Below are 19,945 nucleotides of genomic sequence, written 5' to 3' on the forward strand. Positions count from 1 at the left end.
TTTTTGTGCAAGGCGGTGGACGAATGACCATGAAGGGCGGGGTGGCCAGCCAGGACTTCTCGGCGGCGATCGCGACGGCTTGCGAGCCGGCGGCGAACGTCTGGTCGAAGGTTTGCGTGGCTTTGAAGCGCGAGCTGGGTGATGCGGCCTTCGGGTCGTGGATCGCGCCAGCCATGCTGCGCGAGGCCGCGACCGGCGACGTGGTCCTGGTGACGCCGACGGGCATCGCCCGCGACTGGATCCGCCGCAGCGCGTGGCGTCGTATCGGCGAACTCTGGGCGACTCTTGATGCGACCGGTCGTCGCATCGATCTGAAGTCGCGCCTGGAATTCGAGGCGTCCGCTGGCGCCTATGTCGAAGCCGCCCCCAAAGCCGTCACCGCCGAGCCGATCGAAATCGTTCTGCCTGTCTCCACGGATGCGCCCGCCGTCGTCACGCCCAGCGCCAAGTCGCCGCGCACCCAGGGTCTGCAGGAACGCTTCACCTTCGAGACCTTCGTCCCCGGTCCCGCCAACGAATTCGCCCACGCGGTGGCGCGACGGATCGCCAATTGGGCGGATGGCCACTTCAATCCCGTGCTGTTCCACGGCCCCTACGGCTTCGGCAAGACCCACCTGCTGAACGCCCTGGCCTGGGAAGCCATGCGCAATGCGCCGGAAAAGCGCGTGGTCTACCTGACCGCCGAGCGCTTCCTGTCGACCTTCGTTCGCGCCGTGATGGATCGCCAGACGGCGGCTTTCAAGGAAGAGCTGCGCGCCGCTGACCTTCTGATCATCGACGACGTCCATTTCATCGCGGGTAAGCAGTCGACGCAGGAAGAGCTGTTTCACACCCTGACCGCGCTGGTTGGAGAGGGTGGCCGCGTCGTGTTCTCCGCCGATCGCCCGCCGTCGGCCATGACCGAGATGGACGCCCATCTGCGTTCCCATCTGTCGGCGGGCCTGGTGTGCGGCCTCGAGCCCGCCGATCGCAACCTTCGCCTGGGCATCCTGGAGCGCAAGATCCAGACCCTGTCGACTGCGCACGGCTTCGAGCCGACCATGCGCGCCGAGGTCATGCAGTTCCTCGCCGACCGTTTCACCGACAGCGTCCGCGAGCTGGAAGGCGCGCTGAACACCTTGTCGGCCCGCGCCGGCGAAGGGCTGTCGCGCATGACCCTTGACGAGGTTCAGGCCATTCTGCGCCCGCACCTGCGGTCGGGTGAGAAGCGCATCACCATCGACGACATTCAGAAAGCCACCGCCGAGCATTACGGCATGAAGCAGGCCGACCTGCTCAGCGAGCGCCGCAACCGCGCCGTGGCTCGTCCGCGTCAGGCCGCCATGTGGCTGGCCAAGCAGCTGACCACGCGGTCGCTGCCCGACATCGGCCGCCGCTTCGGCGGTCGTGATCACACCACCGTCCTGCATGCCGTGCGCCGTATCGAGGCCCTGCGCGCCGAGGACAGCGCCCTGAGCCATGATCTTGAGACCCTGACGCGCAAGCTGCGGGGCTGAGGCCCATCGGATGTGAAGCTCTTGAAGAGGGCCGCTCTAAAGGCAGGGCGGCCCTTTTCAATTTCAAGCTGGCAGCGCCCTGCGCAGGGTCAGATTGATCCGGCCGCCGCCAGGAACCAGGCCCGACGAGCCGGGCACGATCCTGTCGACACCGTGGAACGCTAGACGCGCTGGCCCGGATAGGCGGCAGACATCGCCGGAGGCCAAGCGCAGACTACGCGTCGGATCCTTCCGATTGACGCCGCCGATCCGAAACAGGGCCGTATCGCCCAGTGAGATCGACAGCACTGGAAACCGGGGATCTGTCTCGTCGCGATCCTGGTGCATGCCCATGCGCGCGCCATCGCGGTAGAGATTGATCAGGCAAGAGTCCGGCGAGGTCTCCGCATCGCCCAACTGGCTCCAGAGGTCGCGCAGCATCGGGGGCATTTCGGGCCATGGCGCGGCCGAGCCGGGTTGACGGTCGACATAACGATACCCGCGCCTGTCACTGATCCAGCCCAGCGGCCCGAACGCGGTCATGCTCACGCTCATCGGCTTTCCGTAGGCGGTCTCGTAGTTCGAAAAAGGGGCGGCTCTCGCGGCGGCGAAAACCGCCTCGGTGAGGGCGGCCTGCGCCGAAACATCGAGAAGGCCCGGCCAGATGTCGAAGCCAGGCAAGACGGCGAGGGCCTTTAACGTCATGGACAACTCGGGCGCCGTGGCGAACTGGCGGATCCTGCAATTGTTTCACAAGGGAGGCGATCATGCATCACCGCCTTTCCCGCAAGGAGAGGTCGGCCCCGCCGATGCCGATCGTGACCGATTTCTGGACCTGAATCCCAGATTCCCCCTTCCTACGAGGGGTTATGGTCTTGCGTGACGGCGCCCATCCCCCATATCCGGCTGCGAAGCGGGGTTGACGGGCTCGTCAACTTCGCACAACGCATTCCGCCCGTTCGATTTTCGTCGGCGGCGCGGAGGGCGGAACTTGAACCGTAGAGAGTGCGAAGCCACTGGGGACGGAGCGAGAAAAACCGGGGCGCTTCTGAGAAGGCCCTTGTCACCGCCGTCCGCCTAAAGGAGCGACAGGTACGAAGATGAGCAAGATTATCGGTATCGACCTTGGCACCACGAACTCGTGCGTCGCCATCATGGACGGCAAGAACCCGAAGGTGATCGAGAACGCCGAGGGCGCTCGCACGACTCCGTCGGTTGTCGCCTTCCTCGAGGACGGCGAGCGCCTGATCGGCCAGCCCGCCAAGCGCCAGGCCGTCACCAACCCGACCAACACGCTGTTCGCGATCAAGCGCCTGATTGGCCGCACCGCCAGCGATCCGGTGGTCGAGAAGGACAAGGGCATGGTGCCCTACGAGATCGTCAAGGGCCCGACCGGCGACGCCTGGGTCAAGGCTCACGGCAAGGACTACAGCCCGCAGGAAGTCTCGGCGTTCATCCTTCAGAAGATGAAGGAAGCCGCCGAGGCCCACCTCGGCGAGCCGGTGACCAAGGCGGTCATCACGGTTCCGGCCTACTTTAACGACGCCCAGCGTCAGGCCACCAAGGACGCCGGCAAGATCGCGGGCCTGGAAGTCCTGCGGATCATCAACGAGCCGACCGCTGCGGCCCTGGCCTATGGCCTGGACAAGGACAACAACAAGAAGATCGCCGTCTACGACCTGGGCGGCGGCACCTTCGACGTGTCGATCCTGGAAATCGGCGACGGTGTCTTCGAGGTGAAGTCGACCAACGGCGACACCTTCCTGGGCGGTGAGGACTTCGACCTTCGGATCGTCGACTACCTGGCCGACGAGTTCAAGAAGGAGCAGGGCGTCGACCTGCGCAAGGATAAGCTGGCCCTGCAGCGCCTGCGCGAAGAAGCGGAAAAGGCCAAGAAGGAGCTGTCGAGCACGGCTCAGTACGAAGTGAACCTGCCGTTCATCAGCATGAACGCGTCTGGCCCGCTGCACCTGAACATCAAACTGTCGCGCGCCAAGCTGGAAGCCCTGGTCGACGACCTGATCGCCCGCACCATCGGTCCGTGCGAACAGGCCCTCAAGGACGCTGGCCTGAAGAAGAGCGACATCGACGAAGTGATCCTGGTCGGCGGCATGAGCCGCATGCCCAAGGTCCAGCAGGCGGTGCAGGACTTCTTCGGTCGCGAGCCGCACAAGGGCGTGAACCCCGATGAAGTCGTGGCGCTGGGCGCGGCCGTCCAGGCCGGCGTGCTGCAAGGCGACGTCAAGGACGTGCTGCTGCTGGACGTCACCCCGCTGACCCTGGGCATCGAAACCCTGGGCGGCGTGTTCACCCCGCTGATCGAGCGCAACACCACCATCCCGACCAAGCGCTCGCAGACCTTCTCGACCGCTGACGACAACCAGTCGGCCGTGACGATCCGCGTGTTCCAGGGCGAACGCCCGATGGCTCAGGACAATAAGATGCTGGGCCAGTTCGATCTGGTCGGCATTCCGCCGGCGCCGCGCGGCGTGCCGCAGATCGAGGTCACTTTCGACATCGACGCCAACGGCATCGTCCAGGTGCACGCCAAGGACAAGGCGACCAACAAGGAGCACTCGATCCGCATCCAGGCCAACGGCGGCCTCTCGGACAGCGACATCGAGCGCATGGTCAAGGAAGCCGAGGCCAACAAGGCTGCGGACGAGAAGAAGAAGCAGCTGGTCGAGGCCAAGAACCAGGGCGAGGCGATCCTGCACTCGACCGAAAAGGCTCTGGCCGAGCACGGTGACAAGGTCGGCGCGGCTGAAAAGACCGCAATCGAAACCGGCATCGCCGAGCTGAAGACCGCCCTGGAAGGCGAGGACGTCGAGGCCATCCAGGCCAAGACCCAGGCCCTGATCCAGGCCTCGATGAAGCTGGGCGAGGCCATGTACCAGGCCCAGCAGGGCTCGGCCGAGGGCGGTGACGCCAAGGCCGACGACGGCGTCGTCGACGCCGAGTTCGAGGAAGTCGACGACAACAAGCCGGCGGCTTAAGTACGCCATGTGCGCGCCGTGGAACATTCGCTCTAGGATCGTTCCGCGGCCGCGACCTTCTGTCTCCCGGGCCATGTGCGCCTTGCGCCGGCCCGGGGGCTATCCCACTTCTCCTCCTGTAAACGCCACTTTCGTGGGCCTTTTGGGCGCCAGACGCTGACCATGCGCGACTATTACGAAATTCTCGGCGTGACCCGGACCATCGACGAAGCTGGTCTGAAGTCCGCGTTCCGCAAGCTGGCGATGGAACACCACCCGGACCGTAACGGTGGCTGCGAGAACGCGGCCGGGCGGTTCAAGGAAATCAACGAGGCCTATTCGGTCCTCTCCGACCCGCAGAAGCGCGCGGCCTATGACCGCTTCGGTCATGCCGGCGTCAACGGACCGCAGGGCGGTCCCGGCGGGTTTGGCGGCCAGGGTTTCGACGCCAGCGACATTTTCAACGACGTCTTTGGCGACGTTTTCGGCGAGATGTTCGGCGGCGGCCGTCGCCAGTCGAACGGTCCTCAGCGGGGCCAGGATCTGCGCTACGACCTGGAGATCACCCTCGAGCAGGCCTATGCGGGCGCCGAGGTTGAGATCAAGGTGCCGGCCGCCATGACCTGCGAGGTCTGCGAGGGTTCCGGCGCCAAGCCCGGCACCAGCCCGACCGTTTGCGGCACCTGTGGCGGCGCTGGCCGTGTTCGGGCGACGCAAGGCTTCTTCGCGGTCGAGCGCGGTTGCCCGCGCTGCGGCGGCTCGGGCCGTCTGGTGCTGGATCCCTGCTCAAACTGCCATGGCCACGGCCAGGTGCGTCGCGAGCGCATCCTGTCAGTCCGTATCCCGGCCGGCGTCGACGACGGCGCCCGGATCCGTCTGGCCGGCGAAGGCGATGCGGGCGCGCGTGGCGGCCCGCGTGGCGACCTTTACATTTTCCTGTCGGTCGCCCCGCACGAACTGTTCGAGCGTGACGGTCTGGATCTGCTCTGCACCGTGCCGGTGCCGATGACCACGGCGGCCCTCGGCGGGGAGATCGAGGCGCCCTGCCTTCTGGGCGGCGAGTCCTGCGACGGCCAGTGCAAGGTCATGGTCCAGGTGCCGGAAGGCGCCCAGACCGGCAAGACCGTCCGCCTCAAGGGCAAGGGCATGCCGTCGCTGCGCAGCCGTCAGCGCGGCGATCTGGTCGTCGAGCTGTTCGTCGAAACCCCGACCCACCTCTCCGCGCGCCAGAAGGAACTGATGCGCGAGCTGGCCGGTCTGTGCGGCGAGAAGCAGAACCCCAAGTCCGCCAACTTCGTCGGCAAGGCCAAGCGCTTCTGGGAAGAGGTCACGGGGAGCTAGGGCGTCGTCTTTCCGCTTGTTGGGCCGCGCTTTTGTGGAAGCGGCCCAAGCCCCAGATCATCACGACGAGCAACCACGCTGACACGGCCGCCACGCCGCCGCCGCCGAAGATGAGCAGCTTGGCGTCACCGGGCGCGAGTTTCGTCGACGACCGTCCTTCGGGGACTTGGAAGACGAGAGGGATCGTCACTTCACCGGCGCTCGAGCGAAGATCGTCCGGAGGAATCATCCGAAATTTTGGCGCCAAGCGTAGAGCAGCCTGCCCGAACCCTTCTCCCTTGGGGGCTTCAGCGGCGATGCGGCAGTCAGAAAGGCGCCCGTCGGCCTTCACCGTGCACACCATGGTCACCTTGCCCGAGATTTCACGACGAGCAGCGCGAGCGGGATAGAACGCCGCCATATCGTCGCCCGAAGGGATCTCCAACCAATCCGGCTTGTAAGCGCCCATGACGGCCGGTCGGGGCGGAAGCGATTGATGTGTGGCGCTCATGATGTCAACTCAACCTCTGGGCGACGGGTCGTCAAGCGCTCTTCCGCGATGACCGCCCACCGTTCCCTGAATTCCTTAACGCCGCCCCTTAACGGCGCCCGCGACGCTCTGTAGTTTCCTGGGCGATGAACGCTCACGCCACGCCGACCCCTGCCCACGAGATCGACCCCACCGGCGCGACGCCGGTGATGGCGCAGTTCTTCGAGATGAAGGCGCGTCAGCCCGACGCGCTGATCTTCTTCCGAATGGGCGACTTCTACGAGCTGTTCTTCGACGACGCCTACAAGGCCGCCGCCGCGCTGGGGATCAGCCAGACCTTTCGCGGGACGCACAACGGCCAGCCGATCCCGATGGCGGGCGTGCCGCAGCATGCGGCCGAGGCCTATCTTTCCAAGCTGATCCGCCTGGGCTTCAAGGTCGCCGTCTGCGAGCAGATGGAAGACCCGGCCGAGGCCAAGAAGCGCGGCTCCAAGGCGGTGGTTCGCCGCGACATCGTCCGGGTCGTGACGCCGGGCACGCTCACCGAGGACGGTCTTCTCGACGCCCGGGGCGCCAACCGCCTGGCCGCCGTGGCCCTGCGCGCCGGCCAAGCCGCCGTGGCGTCGGTGGAGCTCTCCACCGGCGAGGTCGAGGTCTTCGCTGTGGCCAAGGAAGGCGTTGCGCCGATCCTCGCCGCCCTGGCCCCGTCAGAGACCCTGGTCGCCGACCGCCTGCTGTCTGATGACAGCCTCTCCCAGACCCTGAAGATCTGCGGCGGGCTGGTGCAGCCGATGCCGTCGGCCCTCTCCGAGCCCCAGGCCTCCGAGACCCGGGTGAAACGCCTCTATGGCGTCGAGACTCTGGACGGCTTTGGCGGCCTGTCGCCGGCCGAGATCGGCGCCTTGGGCCTGATCGCCGCGCACCTGGAAATGACTCAGGCAGGTCGCTTGCCGGCGCTGCGTGCGCCGCGCCGCGCGGCCGACGCCGATGTCATGGCTATCGATCCAGCCACACGCTCCAGCCTCGAAATCGACCGCACCCAGAGCGGCGACCGTAACGGCTCGTTGCTGGCGGCCATCGACCGTACGGTGACGGCCGGTGGCGCGCGCCTCCTGGCTTCGCGGTTGGCCCGTCCGCTCCTGGATGTCGCCGCCATCGACCAGCGCCTGGACGCGATCGAGTGGTTCGTCGAGCATCGTCAGCTCCGTCAGCGCTTGCGCGAGGTGCTCAAGGGCGCCGGCGACATGGCGCGCGCGCTCTCGCGTCTGGCCCTGGGTCGCGGGGGGCCGCGGGATCTCGGCTGTATCCGCGATACGTTGAAGGTGGGCGAACGTCTGGCCGGCATGGCGGGCGGCACGCCTGACCCCCTGTCGCCGCCGCCGTTCGAACTGGCGCACGCCTTCGAGGCTTTGACGCCGTCGCTGCATGAGGGCTTGTCGCAGTTCCTCACCACGCTGGAACAGGGTCTCGGGCCCGACCTGCCGGCCTTGGCTCGGGATGGCGGCTTCGTCGCGCCAGGCGTTCGGCCAGAACTGGATCAGGCGCGCGGCCTTCGCGACGACAGTCGCAAGGTCATCGCCGCCCTGGAATCCCAGCTCGCTCTTGAAAGCGGCGTGCCGCTGAAGATCCGTCACAACGGGGTTCTCGGCTATTTCGTCGAGGCCACGGCTGGCAAGGCCGATCCGCTGTTCCAGCCGCCGCTGAACGCCACCTTCATCCACCGCCAGACGCTGGCCAATCAGGTCCGCTTCACCACCGTGGAGCTGGCCGATCTCGACGCGCGCATCGCGCAGGCGGCCGAGCGGGCCCTGGCCATGGAGGTCGCCGCCTTCGAGGATTGGCGTGAACAGGCCCGCTTGCTGGCCGACGCCATCCAGATCGCCTCCGAAGCCTTGGCTCGCCTGGACGTCGCCTCCAGCCTGGCCGAGTGGGCCGAGGATGCCGGCGCCGTGCGCCCCAGCGTCGACAAGTCCCTGGCCTTTGACGCCAGGGCCGCGCGCCATCCCGTCGTAGAGGCCGCCGTCAAACGCGCGGGCGAGCCCTACACACCCAACGATTGCCGCCTCGACGCCTCTGGCGAGACCGGCGCGCGTCTTTCGATCGTCACCGGCCCGAACATGGCCGGTAAGTCGACCTTCCTGCGCCAGAACGCCCTGCTGGCCATCCTGGCCCAGTCCGGTTGTTACGTTCCGGCCGCCAGCTTCCGGCTTGGCGTGGTGGATCGTCTGTTCAGCCGCGTCGGCGCGGGGGACGATCTGGCGCGGGGTCGTTCGACCTTCATGATGGAAATGGTCGAGACTGCGGCGATCCTCACCCAGGCGGGACCGCGCAGCCTGGTGATCCTCGACGAGATCGGCCGCGGCACGGCCACCTATGATGGCCTGGCCATCGCCTGGGCCTGCGCCGAGGCTCTGCATGATGTGAACCGTTGCCGCGCCTTGTTCGCCACCCACTATCATGAGCTGGCGACGCTGGAGGAGCGGATGAGCTTCGTCTCCAATCTCTCCCTGCGCGCCAAGGAGTGGAACGGCGATCTGGTCTTCCTGCACGAGGCTGCGCCCGGGCCCGCCGATCGGTCCTATGGTGTTCAGGTGGCCAAGCTCGCCGGCGTTCCGGCGCCGGTCGTGGTTCGGGCCCGTGAAGTCCTGGACCGTCTCGAAAGCAAGGACCAGTCGCCGGCCAAGCTGGATGACCTGCCCCTGTTCGCCATGAGTCAGGCGGTGGCGCAGGCGCCCGCCAAAGCGGCGCCGAGCCCGGTAGAGACCTCGTTGGCCGACCTCGACATTGACGGCATGAGTCCGCGCGAGGCCCTGGAGACGCTTTATCGTCTTAAGGGTCTGCTCAGGGCCTAGGGTATAACCATATTAACCGCATGCCCCGTCGCCTTCGCCCCACCCGCCTGGAACACGTCGTCGACGGTCACGCCCTTAGGGCGAGGCTTTCGGCCGCTGCTTTGGATTCGATCGGCAACGAGTCCGAACAGCGCGCCCGGGCCATCGAGATTCTCAAGCAGGCGCTGTTTCGCGGCCGGATGATCGCCAAGGAGCGGCTGGAGAACGGCGCCAGCGGCGTCGAGACCAGCCGCCTGCTCAGCGGCGTCACCGACGAGGTGATCACCGCCCTCTACGACTTTACGACGGTGCATGTCTTCCGAGCCCGCAACCCGACCGAGGGCGAGCGCCTGTGCCTGCTGGCCGTTGGCGGCTATGGCCGGGGAACCCTGGCGCCGTTCAGCGACATCGATCTTCTGTTCCTGCGCCCCTACAAGCAGACGCCGCACGCCGAGAGTGTGATCGAATACATGCTCTATGCGCTATGGGACCTGGGCTTCAAGGTCGGCCATGCCTCGCGGACCATCGAGGAGTGCGTGAGGCTTTCGAAGGAAGACTTCACGATCCGCACCTCGATCCTGGAAGCTCGCCGCCTGACAGGCGACGAGCGCCTGGCTGAGGATCTCAAGCGGCGCTTCCGCGACGAGGTCATGAAAAACACCGGCGCCCAGTTCGTGGCCGCCAAGCTCAAGGAGCGCGACGACCGGCAAGCGCGCGCCGGCGCCAGCCGCTACATGGTCGAGCCCAACGTCAAGGAAGGGAAGGGGGGGCTGCGCGACCTCCACACCCTGATGTGGATCGCCGAGTATCTGCACCCGGTCGATCGGCCCGAGGACGTCTTCAAGATGGAGGTGTTTTCGACCCGCGAGACCAAGGCCTTCATCCGCGCCTTCGACTTTCTGCACGCGGTGCGCGCTCACCTGCACTTCACTACCGGGCGGCCCGAGGAGCGGCTGACCTTTGATCTGCAGCCGGAGATCGCGCGGCGCATGGGCTACGGCGACCGCGGCGACGCGCCTGCGGTCGAGCGGTTCATGCGCCGCTACTTCCTGATCGCCAAGGAAGTCGGGACCCTGACCCGCGCCTTCTCGGCCAAGCTGGAGGCCGAGCACTTCAAGAACGAGCCCAAGGGCATCTCACGCTTCCTTCCGGGGGCGCGACCCAAGCGCAAGGCTTTGGATGTCGCGGGCTTCTATGAGGACGGCGGCCGTCTCAATATCGCGGGCCCCGAGATCTTCGAGGCCGATCCCGTCAATCTCATCCGGCTGTTCAAGATCGCCGACGAACGCGATCTTGATCTGCATCCCGACGCCTTCACCGCCGTCACCCGTAGCCTGCCGCTGATCACCTCGAAGGTCCGTCGCGACCCCGAGGCCTGCCGGGCCTTTCTGCATCTGTTGGCGCATGGCAAGCGCAGCTACCGCACCCTCACCCTGATGAACGACGCCGGCGTCCTGGGCCGGTTCATCCCCGAGTTTGGCCGGGTCGTCGCCCAGATGCAGTTCAACATGTACCACTCGTACACGGTGGACGAGCACACCCTGCGCGCGGTGGGCGTGATCGGCGACATCGCGGCGGGGCAACTTGTCGAGGACCACCCCTTGTCAGTCTCGATCATGCCGCTGATCGAGGACCGCGAGTCGCTGTTCCTGGCCATGCTGCTGCACGATACCGGCAAGGGCGGGGTCGGCGGCCAGGAGAAGGCCGGGGCCCGCAGCGCCCGCAGTGCGTGCGAACGGCTGGGCCTGGAACGTAGCAAGGTCGAACTGGTGGCCTGGCTGGTCGAGAACCACCTCGTCATGAGCGACTTCGCTCAGAAGCGGGATGTGTCCGATCCCGGCACTGTCGCCGCCTTCGCCCGGATCGTCGAAAATCCGGAGCGTTTGCGCCTGCTGCTGGTCATCACCGTCGCCGACATTCGGGCCGTTGGGCCGGGCGTCTGGAACGGGTGGAAGGGCCAGCTGCTGCGGGAGCTCTACAACGCGACGGAGGCGGTGTTCCGCGGGGGGCGCGGCAGCGACGCCGCCGCCAATGTCCAGCGGCATCAGGAGAACGCCGCCGAGGCCGCGCGGGCCGCTCTGCTGGAAACCGATCCCGCCGCCAAGGGCTGGGTGGCGGCGATGGAAAACGCCTATTTCAGCGCTTTCTCGCAGGACGACCTGTTCCATCATGCGGAGCTGGCTCGCCGCGCCGCCATTCAGGCAGGGGCTGCGGCCGAAGGCCAGGTGCGAGCCGGCAGCAACGCGGCCGAGGTGGTCGTCGCGGCCAAGGACCGCCGAGGCCTGTTCTCCGACCTGGCCTTGGCCATTTCCTCGCTGGGCGGCAACGTCGTCGGCGCGCGCGTGTTCACCTCTCGCCAGGGTCAGGCCCTCGACGTCTTCTACGTCCAGGACGTCACGGGGGCGCCGTTCGGCTGCGAGAATCCTCGGGCCCTGCGACGCCTGGCCGATGCTCTGGAGGCGGCGGGCAAGGGCGACGCGCTTGCCGTTGAGCCTCGCCGGGGTTCGGAACAGACCCGCGCGGCGGCTTTCGCGATCGCCCCGTCCGTCACCATCGATAACGAGGCGTCGAACGACGCCACCGTCGTCGAAGCCTCGGGGCGCGACCGTCCCGGCCTGCTCCACGCCTTGGCCAAGACCCTGGCCGACAGCGCCCTTTCCATTCAGTCGGCCCATATCGACGGCTATGGCGAGCGGGCGGTCGACGCCTTCTACGTTCAGACGGTCGAGGGCGGCAAAGTCACCGACACGCGAAAGCTGAACGCGCTGAAGGCCGATCTTCTGGCGGCGCTGGAACAGAACGAAGCCGGCGCTCCAGCCGCGCGCCCAGGCCTCAGGCGCGCCCGAGCAAGCGTGGCGCGATAGGGCCCTAAGCGGCTTTCCAGTCGCCCGATTTTCCGCCGGTCTTTTCCAGAAGACGCACGGCTTCGATGATCATGCCCTTCTCGGCGGCCTTGAGCATGTCGTAGATCGTCAGGCAGGCGACCGAGGCCGCCGTCAGGGCCTCCATCTCCACGCCTGTTGGCCCGGTGGTCTTGACCCGGGCGGTGACGTGAAGTCCGCCGTCCGAGGGTTCGACCGCCACCTCGACTTTGGAGAGGGCCAGGGGGTGGCAGAGCGGGATCAGATCGGACGTTTTCTTGGCGGCCATGACGCCGGCCAGTTCCGCCACAGCGCGGACGTCGCCCTTGCGGCCCGAGCCAGATATCGCCAGCGCCAGGGTTTCGGCGCTCATCCGCACGAAGCCCGACGCGACGGCCTCGCGGACGGTCGCGTGTTTCTCGGAAACGTCGACCATGCGGGCGCGCCCCTGGTCGTCCATGTGCGTGAGCTTGCTCAACGTTCCAACAACCTCGGCATCAGCTCGACCATGTTGCAGGGCTTGTGACGGCTGTCCAACTGGGCGGAAATGACCTTGTCCCAGCCGTCCTTCACAGCGCCGTTGCTTCCGGGAAGGCAGAAGACGAAGACGCCGTCGATCAAGCCCGCCGTCGCCCGCGACTGCAGGGTCGAAAGGCCGACCGAGGCGTAGCTGACCAGGTGGAAGACCACCGAAAAGCCGTCGATCTTCTTGTCGAAAAGGGGCTCCAACGCCTCGACGGTGACATCGCGGCCTGTCAGACCGGTCCCGCCGGTGGTCACGATCGCGTCGACTCCCTGGCTGTCGATCCATGATCGAACCTGGGCGCGGATCTGATCGATGTCGTCGCGAACGACCGCGCGACCGCCCAGCTCGTGGCCGGCGGCCTTGACGCGTTCTATGAGAATCTGGCCCGACGTGTCGCTGGCCTCGTCGCGCGTATCGGAAATGGTCAGCACGGCCACGCGCACCGGAGTGAAGGGAAGGTCGGGCTTAATCCCGCCGCCGGGCTTCAGCGCTTCGGACATTCAGGTCTCCTGATCCCACCGTTGCGCATCGGTCCTATCGCGCGCGGTCGGCTCGATCCAGCGGGGACCGTCGGGCCCGTGCTCCTTCTTCCAGAAGGGCGCGCGGCTTTTCAGATAGTCCATCAGGTGGTCACACGCCTCGAAGGCCTCGCGGCGATGGGCGGCGGCGGTAGCCACGAAGACGATCGCCTCGCCCGGGGAAATACGGCCCACGCGGTGCACGATGTGGACGTCCTGCAGGGTGAAGCGCGTGACCGCAGCTTGCGCGATCGCCGAGATCGCGCTGTCGGTGAAGCCCGGATAGGCCTCAAGCTCGAGCGCGGTGGTCGCGCCCTTCTCGGCGCGGGCGAGACCGACGAAGGTCGCCACCGCTCCTGTCTCCTCGCGGTGCGCGCAAAACGCGGTGACCAGCGCGCCCGGCTCGAAGGGCTGATCGGTCAGGGTGATGATCATCCGCCGCTCATCGGGGGCAGAAACGCCACCTCGGCGGCGGCGGCCAGAGCAACGTCGCCCCGGACGATCGTCTTGTCGACGGCGACCTGGACCCCGGCGGCGACAAGCGCTTCTCCCAGGGCGGGATCGGCGCCGGCGAGGCTGGCGCGCAGAGTCGCGAGATCTGGCGCGTCGATTTCACGCTGACGCCAGCCGGCCTGGTCGGCCAGGCGCCCGAACAGGAGAACGCGCGCCACCTCAGCCCCCCGTCGTCGACATGTGCCGCGCCACGGACGGACGCGCGGCGGCGATCTGGAAGTCGTGCCCCTTGGGCTTGCTCGCGAGCGCCGCAAAGATCGCTTCCTTCAGCTCCGCGTCGCTGGCTCCGCTGCGGATCACTGCGCGCAGGTCGCTGGCGTCGTCGCGGCCCAGACAGGTGTGCAGTGTGCCCGTGCAGGTCAGGCGCACCCGGTTGCAGGTGTCGCAGAAGTGGTTGCTGAGGGGGGTGATCAGCCCGAGGCGCCCCCCTGTCTCGGCGATCCGCACGTAGCGCGCCGGGCCGCCCGTGGCGTCGCTGATGTCATTCAAGGTCCAGAAGGATGCGAGGTCGCGGCGAACATCGGCCAGGGACAAAAACTGGTCGGTGCGATCCTGGTCGACCTCGCCCAGCGGCATCGTCTCGATCAGGGTCAGGTCGCAGCCCCGCGCGTGGGCCCAGCGGATCAGGTCGGGGATCTCGCCGGCGTTGTCATGCTTCAGCGCTACGGTATTGATCTTCACTTGGAGCCCAGCCGCCTGGGCGGAATCGATCCCCGCCAGCACTCGGGCCACGTCGCCCCCGCGCGTTAGCGTCCGGAACAGATCCGGCTTCAAGGTGTCGAGCGAGACATTGATGCGTCGCACACCGTGTCGGGCAAGTTCGGCGGCATGGGGCGCGAGTTGGGTTCCGTTCGTCGTCAGGGTCAGTTCGTCCAGGGCGCCCGATCGCAGATGGCGAGACAGGTTTTCCACCAGACCCATGAAGCCTTTGCGCACCAGAGGCTCGCCGCCGGTCAGGCGCAGCTTGCGCACGCCCAGATCGATAAAAGCCGAGGCCAGCCTGTCCAGCTCTTCCAGCGTCAGGACCTCCGCCTTCGGCAGAAAGGTCATGTGCTCGGCCATGCAGTAGACGCAGCGCAGGTCGCACCGGTCGGTCACCGAGACGCGCAGATAGGTGACCGCGCGCCCGAAACCATCGATCAACGACGACGCGGGCGTCCGGGGCGCGGTCGAGACCGCTTGCGCGGGGCTGTCGTCATAGGGCGTCATGTCTGGACGTAAGAATAGGCGCTGTGATCGATGACGCAAAGGGATACGGGCCCATGGGATGCGATCGTCCTGGCCGCCGGACGAGGCCAGCGGTTTGGCGGTGGAAAGCTGACCGCCCCGCTGGACGATAAGCCGCTGGTCGCCGGCGCGTTGTCCACGGCGTTTCGGGCCCCCGTTCGCCGGGTTTTCGTGGCGGTAGGGCCCGACCCTACGCTCCGGGAGACGGTAAGGGCGATCGCGGCGCGTCTGGACGAGACCGAGCGTCTCGTCATGGTTTCGGTTGAAGATTCGACCGCAGGCATGGGGGTGTCGCTCGCGGATGCGGCGCGCGCGGCGTCGGACGACGCCCGTGGGATTTTCGTCTTCCTCGGCGACATGCCCCGGATCGATCCCCGCACGCCCGAGCGCCTAGCCGTCGCTCTCCGTGGCCCGGACGATATCGTCGCGCCGACCTATCTGGGACGTCGGGGTCATCCGGTTCTGTTCGGCGCAGACTGGCTGCCGGCGCTTCGCGCCCTGTCGGGTGACGAAGGGGCGCGGACCCTGATCGCGCGCGCGGGCGCTCGCCTTATCCAGGTCGCCGTCGACGATCCTGGCATCCACCTTGATGTCGATCGGCCTGAAGACCTGCGCGCTCTACAGCGCCCTTGAGATCGAAGCCGTCGTCGTCGTCACTCACTGCGCCGACGGCTCACGGGAGACCACGATCGCCTCGATCTCGGCGATCAAACGCAGAGCTTCGGCGGCGTCGCCGCGCTCCTCTAGCGCCGCCAGCCTTGGGATTAACACTCGAAGCACGCGCCGATACTCATCGCCGACCGCCGCCAGGGCGCGATTGAACGCGGCGATATCCTCCTCGTCCGCCAAGGCGTCACAATCACATTCGGACCTCGACGTCATCGCGTCGGGCTCGCCGCGCGCGTGGGGGCCTCGCTGGAACGCCCAGGACTCCGCCGGAAGCGCCGTGGCTCAGGTCGGACCAAGGATTGGAAACCGATACAGTTACGCTTACCCATTTCATCAAGATGAATGGGCTTTTGATTCCCGTCTAGCGTGTATTTGGCGAACGCTGGTTGCTAAGCCTGCGAACGGACGAAGGGCAGACGCGATGTCGCGGTCTTGTTGAGGGCGAACAAGGCGTTAGCCACCGCCGGAGCGATCACCGGCGTGCCGGGCTCGCCGACCCCGCTGGGCGGATTTCCAGAGGGAACGATATTGGTTTCCACCAACGGCGCCTCATTGATCCGCAGGACACGGTAGCCGTCAAAGTTGGTCTGATCGACCTGTCCGTCGGTCAGGGTCACCTCGCCGAACAGCGCCGCCGACAGGCCGTAGCACGTACCGCCTTCCATCTGGGCCGCGATCTGGTCGGGGGAGATCGCCACGCCGCAGTCGATCGCCGTCACCACGCGGCCGACGCGCGGCGCGCCATTCTCGAGCTTGACCTCGGCGACCTGCGCCACGACAGAGCCGAAGCTCTCGTGAACGGCGACGCCGCGTGTCCATCCCGCCGCCGCCTTGGGGCCGGCCTTCTCCAGCGCCAGGTTCAGGGCGGCGAGGTGACGATCGGCTCCGGCCTTGGTGTAGAGCGCTCGGCGATACTCGACGGGATCTTTGCCGGCCTTGGCGGCCAGTTGGTCGATGGTGTGCTCCATGACGAAGGCGGTGTGGGTCGCTCCCACAGACCGCCACCACAGCACCGGCACGCCGATGTCGGGGAAGGCCACCTGGGCGTCGACCACGGGCGTCGCCTTCAGATAGGGCGAGTCATTGATGCCCTCGAACGCCGTGGAGTCAGGGCCCTTGCCCATCGGCATCGGCGCGCCCTTCATGATCGACTGGGTGACAATGCGATGGCGCCAGGCCGCCGGCAGGCCATCCTTGTCGAGCTTCACTTTGAGCGCGTGCACCACGATGGGCCGGAAATAACCCGACCGCATGTCGTCTTCGCGCGTCCAGACCAGCTTCACCGGACGGCCTTTGCCGATCTTCTTGGCGATATGAACGCACTCGACGGCGTAGTCCGACTGGAAGGTGGCGCGTCGGCCGAACGAGCCACCGGCGAACAGGGTTTCGATCTCCACCGAACCCGGCAGGCAGCCGACCACCTTGGCGACGTTCAACTGATCGAGAGTCTGGCCCTGAGAACCGAAGGTCAGCTTGACCTTGTTGCCGTCGACGGCGGCCACGCAGTTCATCGGCTCCATGGTCGCATGAGCCAGATAGGGGAACTCGTAGTTCAACTCGACGACGTCGGCGCCCTTGGCTGATTCCAGGCCGGCGGCGTCGCCGCGCTGGTCGAAGGGCTCCCACTTCACAGAGGCGTCCTTGCCCGCCAGTACGTCGCGATAACCCTGAAGGATCGCCGCACTGCCGCGCTTCTCAGCCTTTTCCTCGTCCCACTCGACCTTCAGCGCTTCACGGCCCATGCGGGCGGCGTAGGTGTTCTGGGCGACGACGGCGATACCGGTCGGGATCTCGAAGACGTCGACGACGCCTGCGACCTTCTTGGCCTCGGCCGCGTCGAAGCTCTTCACCTTGCCGCCGAACCGGGGCGCGTGAGCGACCACGGCTGTCAGCATGTCCGGCAGGCGGACGTCCTGGGTGTAACGCGCCGTGCCGTCGCTCTTGGCCTGCGAGTCCTTGCGGCGCACGCGATCGGAGCCGATCAGGGTGAACGCCTTGGGGTCCTTGAGCTTGGGATCGGCCGGCGGATTGACCTTGGCGGCGTCGTTGAGCAACTCGCCAAAGGTGGCGGTCTTGCCCGACGTATGGGTCAGGACGCTGTCCTTCACCGTGATTTCGCCGACCGGAACGTTCCAGCGGTTGGCGGCGGCCTGCACAAACATCGCCCGCGCGCCGGCGCCCGCCTTGCGAAGCTGGTCCCAGGAGTTCGAGATCGCCGACGAGCCGCCCGTCAGCTGCGCGCCCATCGTGCCATTCGCATAGAGCTTGGCGTTGGCCGGAGCTTGCTCGACCTTGACCTTGCTCCAGTCCGCGTCCAGCTCCTCGGCGACGATGGCGGCCAGACCGGCGTGATTACCCTGGCCAAATTCGATGTGCTTGGAGATCACCGTGACCGCGCCGTCGGGCGCGATCTTGATGAAGGGACCAAAGGCGCCGACTTCGACCTTCGAGCCGGCGCTCATCAGATCAGCGGGAGAGCAGCCGACCAGCAGCGCGCCGCCCACCAGGGTGGAGGCGACAACCACGTCGCGACGGCTGGGGAGGGCGGCTTTCAGGTTCTTGGGATCGACAGGGGCGTTCATCGGCCGGCTCCCCGGTGCGTCGCGCCCGAGGCGGCGACGATGGCTTCATCGATATCGGCATGCGCCTCGCCCGTCGGCGGGCCGAAGTCGGCGGCGTCCTTGATGGCGGCGCGGATCCGCTGGTAGGCGCCACAGCGACAGATGTTGCCCGCCATGGCCTCGTCGATGTCCTGATCGGTGGGTTTGGGCTTCTGGGCCAGCAGGGCGCAGGCCGACATGATCTGGCCGGACTGGCAGTATCCGCACTGCGGGACGTCGTGACGCACCCAGGCTTGTTGAACCGGATGCTGACCGCCCAAGCCCTCGATGGTGGTGATCTTCGCCGCCCCGACGGCCTCGATCGGCGTCACGCAGGATCGGATCGGTTGTCCGTCCATATGCACCGTGCAGGCGCCGCACTGGGCCACGCCGCAGCCGAATTTGGTTCCGGTCATTCCCAGTTCGTCGCGCAGCACCCACAGCAGCGGCGTTTCGGGTCCTGCTTGCACGGATACCGGCTTGCCGTTGATATCGAGCGTCAAGGCCATGCGTCTTCGCCTCCCAACGAAAGACAGGCGCAAAGCGCCCCAAATAAACCTAACACTGTTCACACATGGCTTGGCCAGAGAGATTTTCAACCGAGGCCCGGACCCATTCGACGACGTTGAAAATCGTCGACGCCGGCGCGGGATGGCGGGGCGCCCGCCGCGAAACCCGCTATGCTTCAGCATCTCAAGGAGTTCGCGTCATGCGCCGTGTCGCCATTGTTCTGGCTCTTGCGTCCGCCACGCTCGCGGGGTGCGCCACTGTCGCGCCGATGGATTCGACCGACGCGCCCATCCGCTACAGCTGCAAGTCAGGCAAGCGTTTCACCGCCGCCTACGCCCTGCACGGCAAACGCGTGGTGGTCTCCGCCGGCGGCGCCACCAAGACCCTCAAGCTGGCGCGATCCGGCTCCGGGGCGCGCTACACCGCCGGCCAGGCCGAGATCTGGAGCAAGGGCGCGGACGCCATGCTCAAGGGTTTTCCGGGCGGTCCTTACGAAGACTGCCGGTCGCAATAAGCTTTCGAGGTTTCGTGTTGGACTCGTTTCCCGCCTTCTTCCCCCTGGCCGGCCGCAAGGTGGTCATCGCCGGCTCTGGCGACGCCGCCGAGGCCAAGGCGCGTCTGTTCGACGGCTCGCCGGCGACCCTGATCCGTCTCGATGGTCACGCCGCCTATCTGCCGGGTTCCTACAGCGGCGCCGCGCTCGCCTTCATCGCCAGCCCCGACGAAGTGTTCGTCCAGGCCGCCGCCAGCGCGGCTCGGGCCGCTCGGGTGCTGGTCAATGTGGTCGACCGGCCCGAGCTCTGCGATTTCAATACACCGGCCGTGATCGATCGCGGCGAGGTGGTGGCGGCCGTGGGGACGGGCGGCGGCGCGCCGGTTCTGGCCACCATGCTGCGCAACGACATCGAGGCCCAGGTGCCCGAGGGCACCGGGCGTGTGGCGGCGCTGCTCGCCAAGTTCCAGAGCGAAGTCCGCAAGACCTTACCGACCTTGCACGAGCGCCGGGCCTTCCTGCGCGATGCGGTGATGGGCGAGGCCGCCGCCGCCGCTCGCGCGGGCGACATGGACCGGGCCGGGCAACTGTTTCGAGAGGCCCTGGCCAAGGGCGGCGCGCGCAAGGGCGTCGTACGGTTCATAGCGGGCAAGGGTCCCGCCGACCTTTTGACCCTCCGCGCGGTGAGGGCTCTGGGAACGGCCGATGTGCTGGTGCTGGACGCCGACGCCGAGCCGGAAATCGTCAAGATGGCGCGGCGCGATGTCGAGCGTCTGGATCCCGAGCGGGCGGATGCGGACCATTTGATCCAGCTGGCCCGCGAAGGACGCCAGATCGTCCGGTTGATCACGCACGCGGTCGATCCGGCGCTGATCCATGCGCTGGCCCAGGCCGAGGTCGCGGTGGAGGTTCTCCCCATCGCGACCTGACCCTCGAA

The 19,945-nt window shown here is 66.9% G+C and carries 18 protein-coding genes; 8 read left to right on the top strand and 10 right to left on the bottom strand.

The window, feature by feature from the left end; genetic code table 11:
- Positions 1–23: 23 nt before the first annotated feature.
- A complete protein-coding gene (gene dnaA / locus CSW63_RS01655; RefSeq protein WP_062097456.1) occupies positions 24–1,496 on the top strand; it encodes a chromosomal replication initiator protein DnaA in 1,473 nt (490 codons plus the stop codon).
- A 63-nt stretch (positions 1,497–1,559) separates the two neighbouring features.
- Here dnaA and CSW63_RS01660 read toward each other — a convergent pair whose 3' ends face one another.
- Positions 1,560–2,180 carry an alpha-ketoglutarate-dependent dioxygenase AlkB gene (locus CSW63_RS01660; RefSeq protein WP_062097459.1) on the bottom strand — a complete coding sequence of 207 codons (621 nt, stop codon included), beginning with the start codon at positions 2,178–2,180 and terminating at the stop codon, positions 1,560–1,562.
- 395 nt (positions 2,181–2,575) lie between these two features.
- On the opposite strand from CSW63_RS01660, the gene dnaK reads away from it, so the two are divergent.
- Together dnaK and dnaJ are read left to right on the top strand one after the other, a co-directional pair.
- On the top strand, positions 2,576–4,471 hold the full coding sequence (gene dnaK, locus CSW63_RS01665; protein ID WP_062097461.1) for a molecular chaperone DnaK: 1,896 nt from the start codon (positions 2,576–2,578) through the stop codon (positions 4,469–4,471).
- A gap of 162 nt (positions 4,472–4,633) precedes the next feature.
- Positions 4,634–5,791 (top strand): molecular chaperone DnaJ, encoded by a 1,158-nt coding sequence (gene dnaJ / locus CSW63_RS01670; RefSeq protein WP_062097463.1) that lies wholly within the window; start codon positions 4,634–4,636, stop codon positions 5,789–5,791.
- Here the strand turns inward: dnaJ and CSW63_RS01675 are convergent.
- The gene (locus CSW63_RS01675) at positions 5,778–6,281 is read right to left on the bottom strand and encodes a TonB family protein (protein ID WP_062097465.1); all 504 of its coding nucleotides are present in this window, start codon (positions 6,279–6,281) and stop codon (positions 5,778–5,780) included. The genes dnaJ and CSW63_RS01675 overlap by 14 nt on opposite strands.
- 125 nt (positions 6,282–6,406) lie before the next feature.
- Between CSW63_RS01675 and mutS the strand changes: the two genes are divergently transcribed.
- Both mutS and CSW63_RS01685 read left to right on the top strand, forming a co-directional pair.
- A complete protein-coding gene (gene mutS, locus CSW63_RS01680; RefSeq protein ID WP_062097467.1) occupies positions 6,407–9,112 on the top strand; it encodes a DNA mismatch repair protein MutS in 2,706 nt (901 codons plus the stop codon).
- A 20-nt stretch (positions 9,113–9,132) separates the two neighbouring features.
- A complete protein-coding gene (locus CSW63_RS01685; protein ID WP_099502927.1) occupies positions 9,133–11,955 on the top strand; it encodes a [protein-PII] uridylyltransferase in 2,823 nt (940 codons plus the stop codon).
- Positions 11,956–11,959: 4 nt separating this feature from the next.
- Here the strand turns inward: CSW63_RS01685 and moaC are convergent, their stop codons facing one another.
- Genes moaC through moaA form a run of 5 tightly spaced genes read right to left on the bottom strand, consistent with a single transcriptional unit; the run spans position 11,960 to position 14,718 of the window.
- Positions 11,960–12,430, bottom strand: a complete 471-nt coding sequence (gene moaC, locus CSW63_RS01690) for a cyclic pyranopterin monophosphate synthase MoaC (RefSeq protein ID WP_062097471.1) — start codon at positions 12,428–12,430, stop codon at positions 11,960–11,962.
- Complete coding sequence (moaB, locus tag CSW63_RS01695) at positions 12,427–12,978, bottom strand: molybdenum cofactor biosynthesis protein B (RefSeq protein ID WP_062097473.1); 552 nt, start codon at positions 12,976–12,978, stop codon at positions 12,427–12,429. The genes moaC and moaB overlap by 4 nt, the downstream gene beginning before the upstream one ends.
- Positions 12,979–13,431, bottom strand: a complete 453-nt coding sequence (locus CSW63_RS01700) for a molybdenum cofactor biosynthesis protein MoaE (protein WP_062097475.1) — start codon at positions 13,429–13,431, stop codon at positions 12,979–12,981.
- Positions 13,428–13,667 (bottom strand): MoaD/ThiS family protein, encoded by a 240-nt coding sequence (locus CSW63_RS01705; RefSeq protein ID WP_062097477.1) that lies wholly within the window; start codon positions 13,665–13,667, stop codon positions 13,428–13,430. The genes CSW63_RS01700 and CSW63_RS01705 overlap by 4 nt, the downstream gene beginning before the upstream one ends.
- Before the next feature lies 1 nt (position 13,668).
- Complete coding sequence (gene moaA, locus CSW63_RS01710; RefSeq protein ID WP_062097479.1) at positions 13,669–14,718, bottom strand: GTP 3',8-cyclase MoaA; 1,050 nt, start codon at positions 14,716–14,718, stop codon at positions 13,669–13,671.
- A 30-nt stretch (positions 14,719–14,748) separates the two neighbouring features.
- On the opposite strand from moaA, the gene CSW63_RS01715 reads away from it, so the two are divergent.
- Entirely contained in the window at positions 14,749–15,369 is a 621-nt protein-coding gene (locus CSW63_RS01715) for an NTP transferase domain-containing protein (RefSeq protein WP_062097481.1), read from the top strand.
- Between the two features lie 24 nt (positions 15,370–15,393).
- On the opposite strand, the gene CSW63_RS01720 is transcribed toward CSW63_RS01715, so the two are convergent.
- The 3 genes from CSW63_RS01720 to CSW63_RS01730 all read right to left on the bottom strand — a co-directional run bounded on the left by CSW63_RS01720 (position 15,394) and on the right by CSW63_RS01730 (position 18,514).
- Positions 15,394–15,585, bottom strand: coding sequence for a hypothetical protein (locus CSW63_RS01720; RefSeq protein ID WP_246842038.1), 192 nt, complete (start codon positions 15,583–15,585; stop codon positions 15,394–15,396).
- A gap of 209 nt (positions 15,586–15,794) precedes the next feature.
- A complete protein-coding gene (locus CSW63_RS01725) occupies positions 15,795–17,987 on the bottom strand; it encodes a xanthine dehydrogenase family protein molybdopterin-binding subunit (protein ID WP_062097485.1) in 2,193 nt (730 codons plus the stop codon).
- Positions 17,984–18,514: a (2Fe-2S)-binding protein gene (locus CSW63_RS01730; RefSeq protein WP_062097487.1), complete on the bottom strand. Its 531-nt coding sequence runs from the start codon at positions 18,512–18,514 to the stop codon at positions 17,984–17,986. The genes CSW63_RS01725 and CSW63_RS01730 overlap by 4 nt, the downstream gene beginning before the upstream one ends.
- A 200-nt stretch (positions 18,515–18,714) precedes the next feature.
- Here CSW63_RS01730 and CSW63_RS01735 point away from each other — a divergent pair, with 200 nt between their 5' ends.
- Both CSW63_RS01735 and CSW63_RS01740 read left to right on the top strand, forming a co-directional pair.
- Positions 18,715–19,029, top strand: a complete 315-nt coding sequence (locus CSW63_RS01735; RefSeq protein WP_062097489.1) for an MliC family protein — start codon at positions 18,715–18,717, stop codon at positions 19,027–19,029.
- 17 nt (positions 19,030–19,046) lie between these two features.
- Positions 19,047–19,937, top strand: a complete 891-nt coding sequence (locus CSW63_RS01740) for an NAD(P)-dependent oxidoreductase (protein ID WP_062097491.1) — start codon at positions 19,047–19,049, stop codon at positions 19,935–19,937.
- Positions 19,938–19,945: the final 8 nt, after the last annotated feature.

Origin of the sequence: Caulobacter sp. FWC26 (assembly GCF_002742645.2) — a bacterium.
In the GTDB taxonomy this organism is placed as follows: Bacteria; Pseudomonadota; Alphaproteobacteria; order Caulobacterales; family Caulobacteraceae; genus Caulobacter.

Coding starts and splice junctions, on each gene's coding strand:
- dnaA (WP_062097456.1), top strand. CDS start 24: ATGACCATGAAGGGCGGGGTGGCCAGCCAGGACTTCTCGGCGGCGATC.
- CSW63_RS01660 (WP_062097459.1), bottom strand. CDS start 2,180: ATGACGTTAAAGGCCCTCGCCGTCTTGCCTGGCTTCGACATCTGGCCG.
- dnaK (WP_062097461.1), top strand. CDS start 2,576: ATGAGCAAGATTATCGGTATCGACCTTGGCACCACGAACTCGTGCGTC.
- dnaJ (WP_062097463.1), top strand. CDS start 4,634: ATGCGCGACTATTACGAAATTCTCGGCGTGACCCGGACCATCGACGAA.
- CSW63_RS01675 (WP_062097465.1), bottom strand. CDS start 6,281: ATGAGCGCCACACATCAATCGCTTCCGCCCCGACCGGCCGTCATGGGC.
- mutS (WP_062097467.1), top strand. CDS start 6,407: ATGAACGCTCACGCCACGCCGACCCCTGCCCACGAGATCGACCCCACC.
- CSW63_RS01685 (WP_099502927.1), top strand. CDS start 9,133: ATGCCCCGTCGCCTTCGCCCCACCCGCCTGGAACACGTCGTCGACGGT.
- moaB (WP_062097473.1), bottom strand. CDS start 12,978: ATGTCCGAAGCGCTGAAGCCCGGCGGCGGGATTAAGCCCGACCTTCCC.
- CSW63_RS01700 (WP_062097475.1), bottom strand. CDS start 13,431: ATGATCATCACCCTGACCGATCAGCCCTTCGAGCCGGGCGCGCTGGTC.
- moaA (WP_062097479.1), bottom strand. CDS start 14,718: ATGACGCCCTATGACGACAGCCCCGCGCAAGCGGTCTCGACCGCGCCC.
- CSW63_RS01715 (WP_062097481.1), top strand. CDS start 14,749: ATGACGCAAAGGGATACGGGCCCATGGGATGCGATCGTCCTGGCCGCC.
- CSW63_RS01725 (WP_062097485.1), bottom strand. CDS start 17,987: ATGAACGCCCCTGTCGATCCCAAGAACCTGAAAGCCGCCCTCCCCAGC.
- CSW63_RS01730 (WP_062097487.1), bottom strand. CDS start 18,514: ATGGCCTTGACGCTCGATATCAACGGCAAGCCGGTATCCGTGCAAGCA.
- CSW63_RS01735 (WP_062097489.1), top strand. CDS start 18,715: ATGCGCCGTGTCGCCATTGTTCTGGCTCTTGCGTCCGCCACGCTCGCG.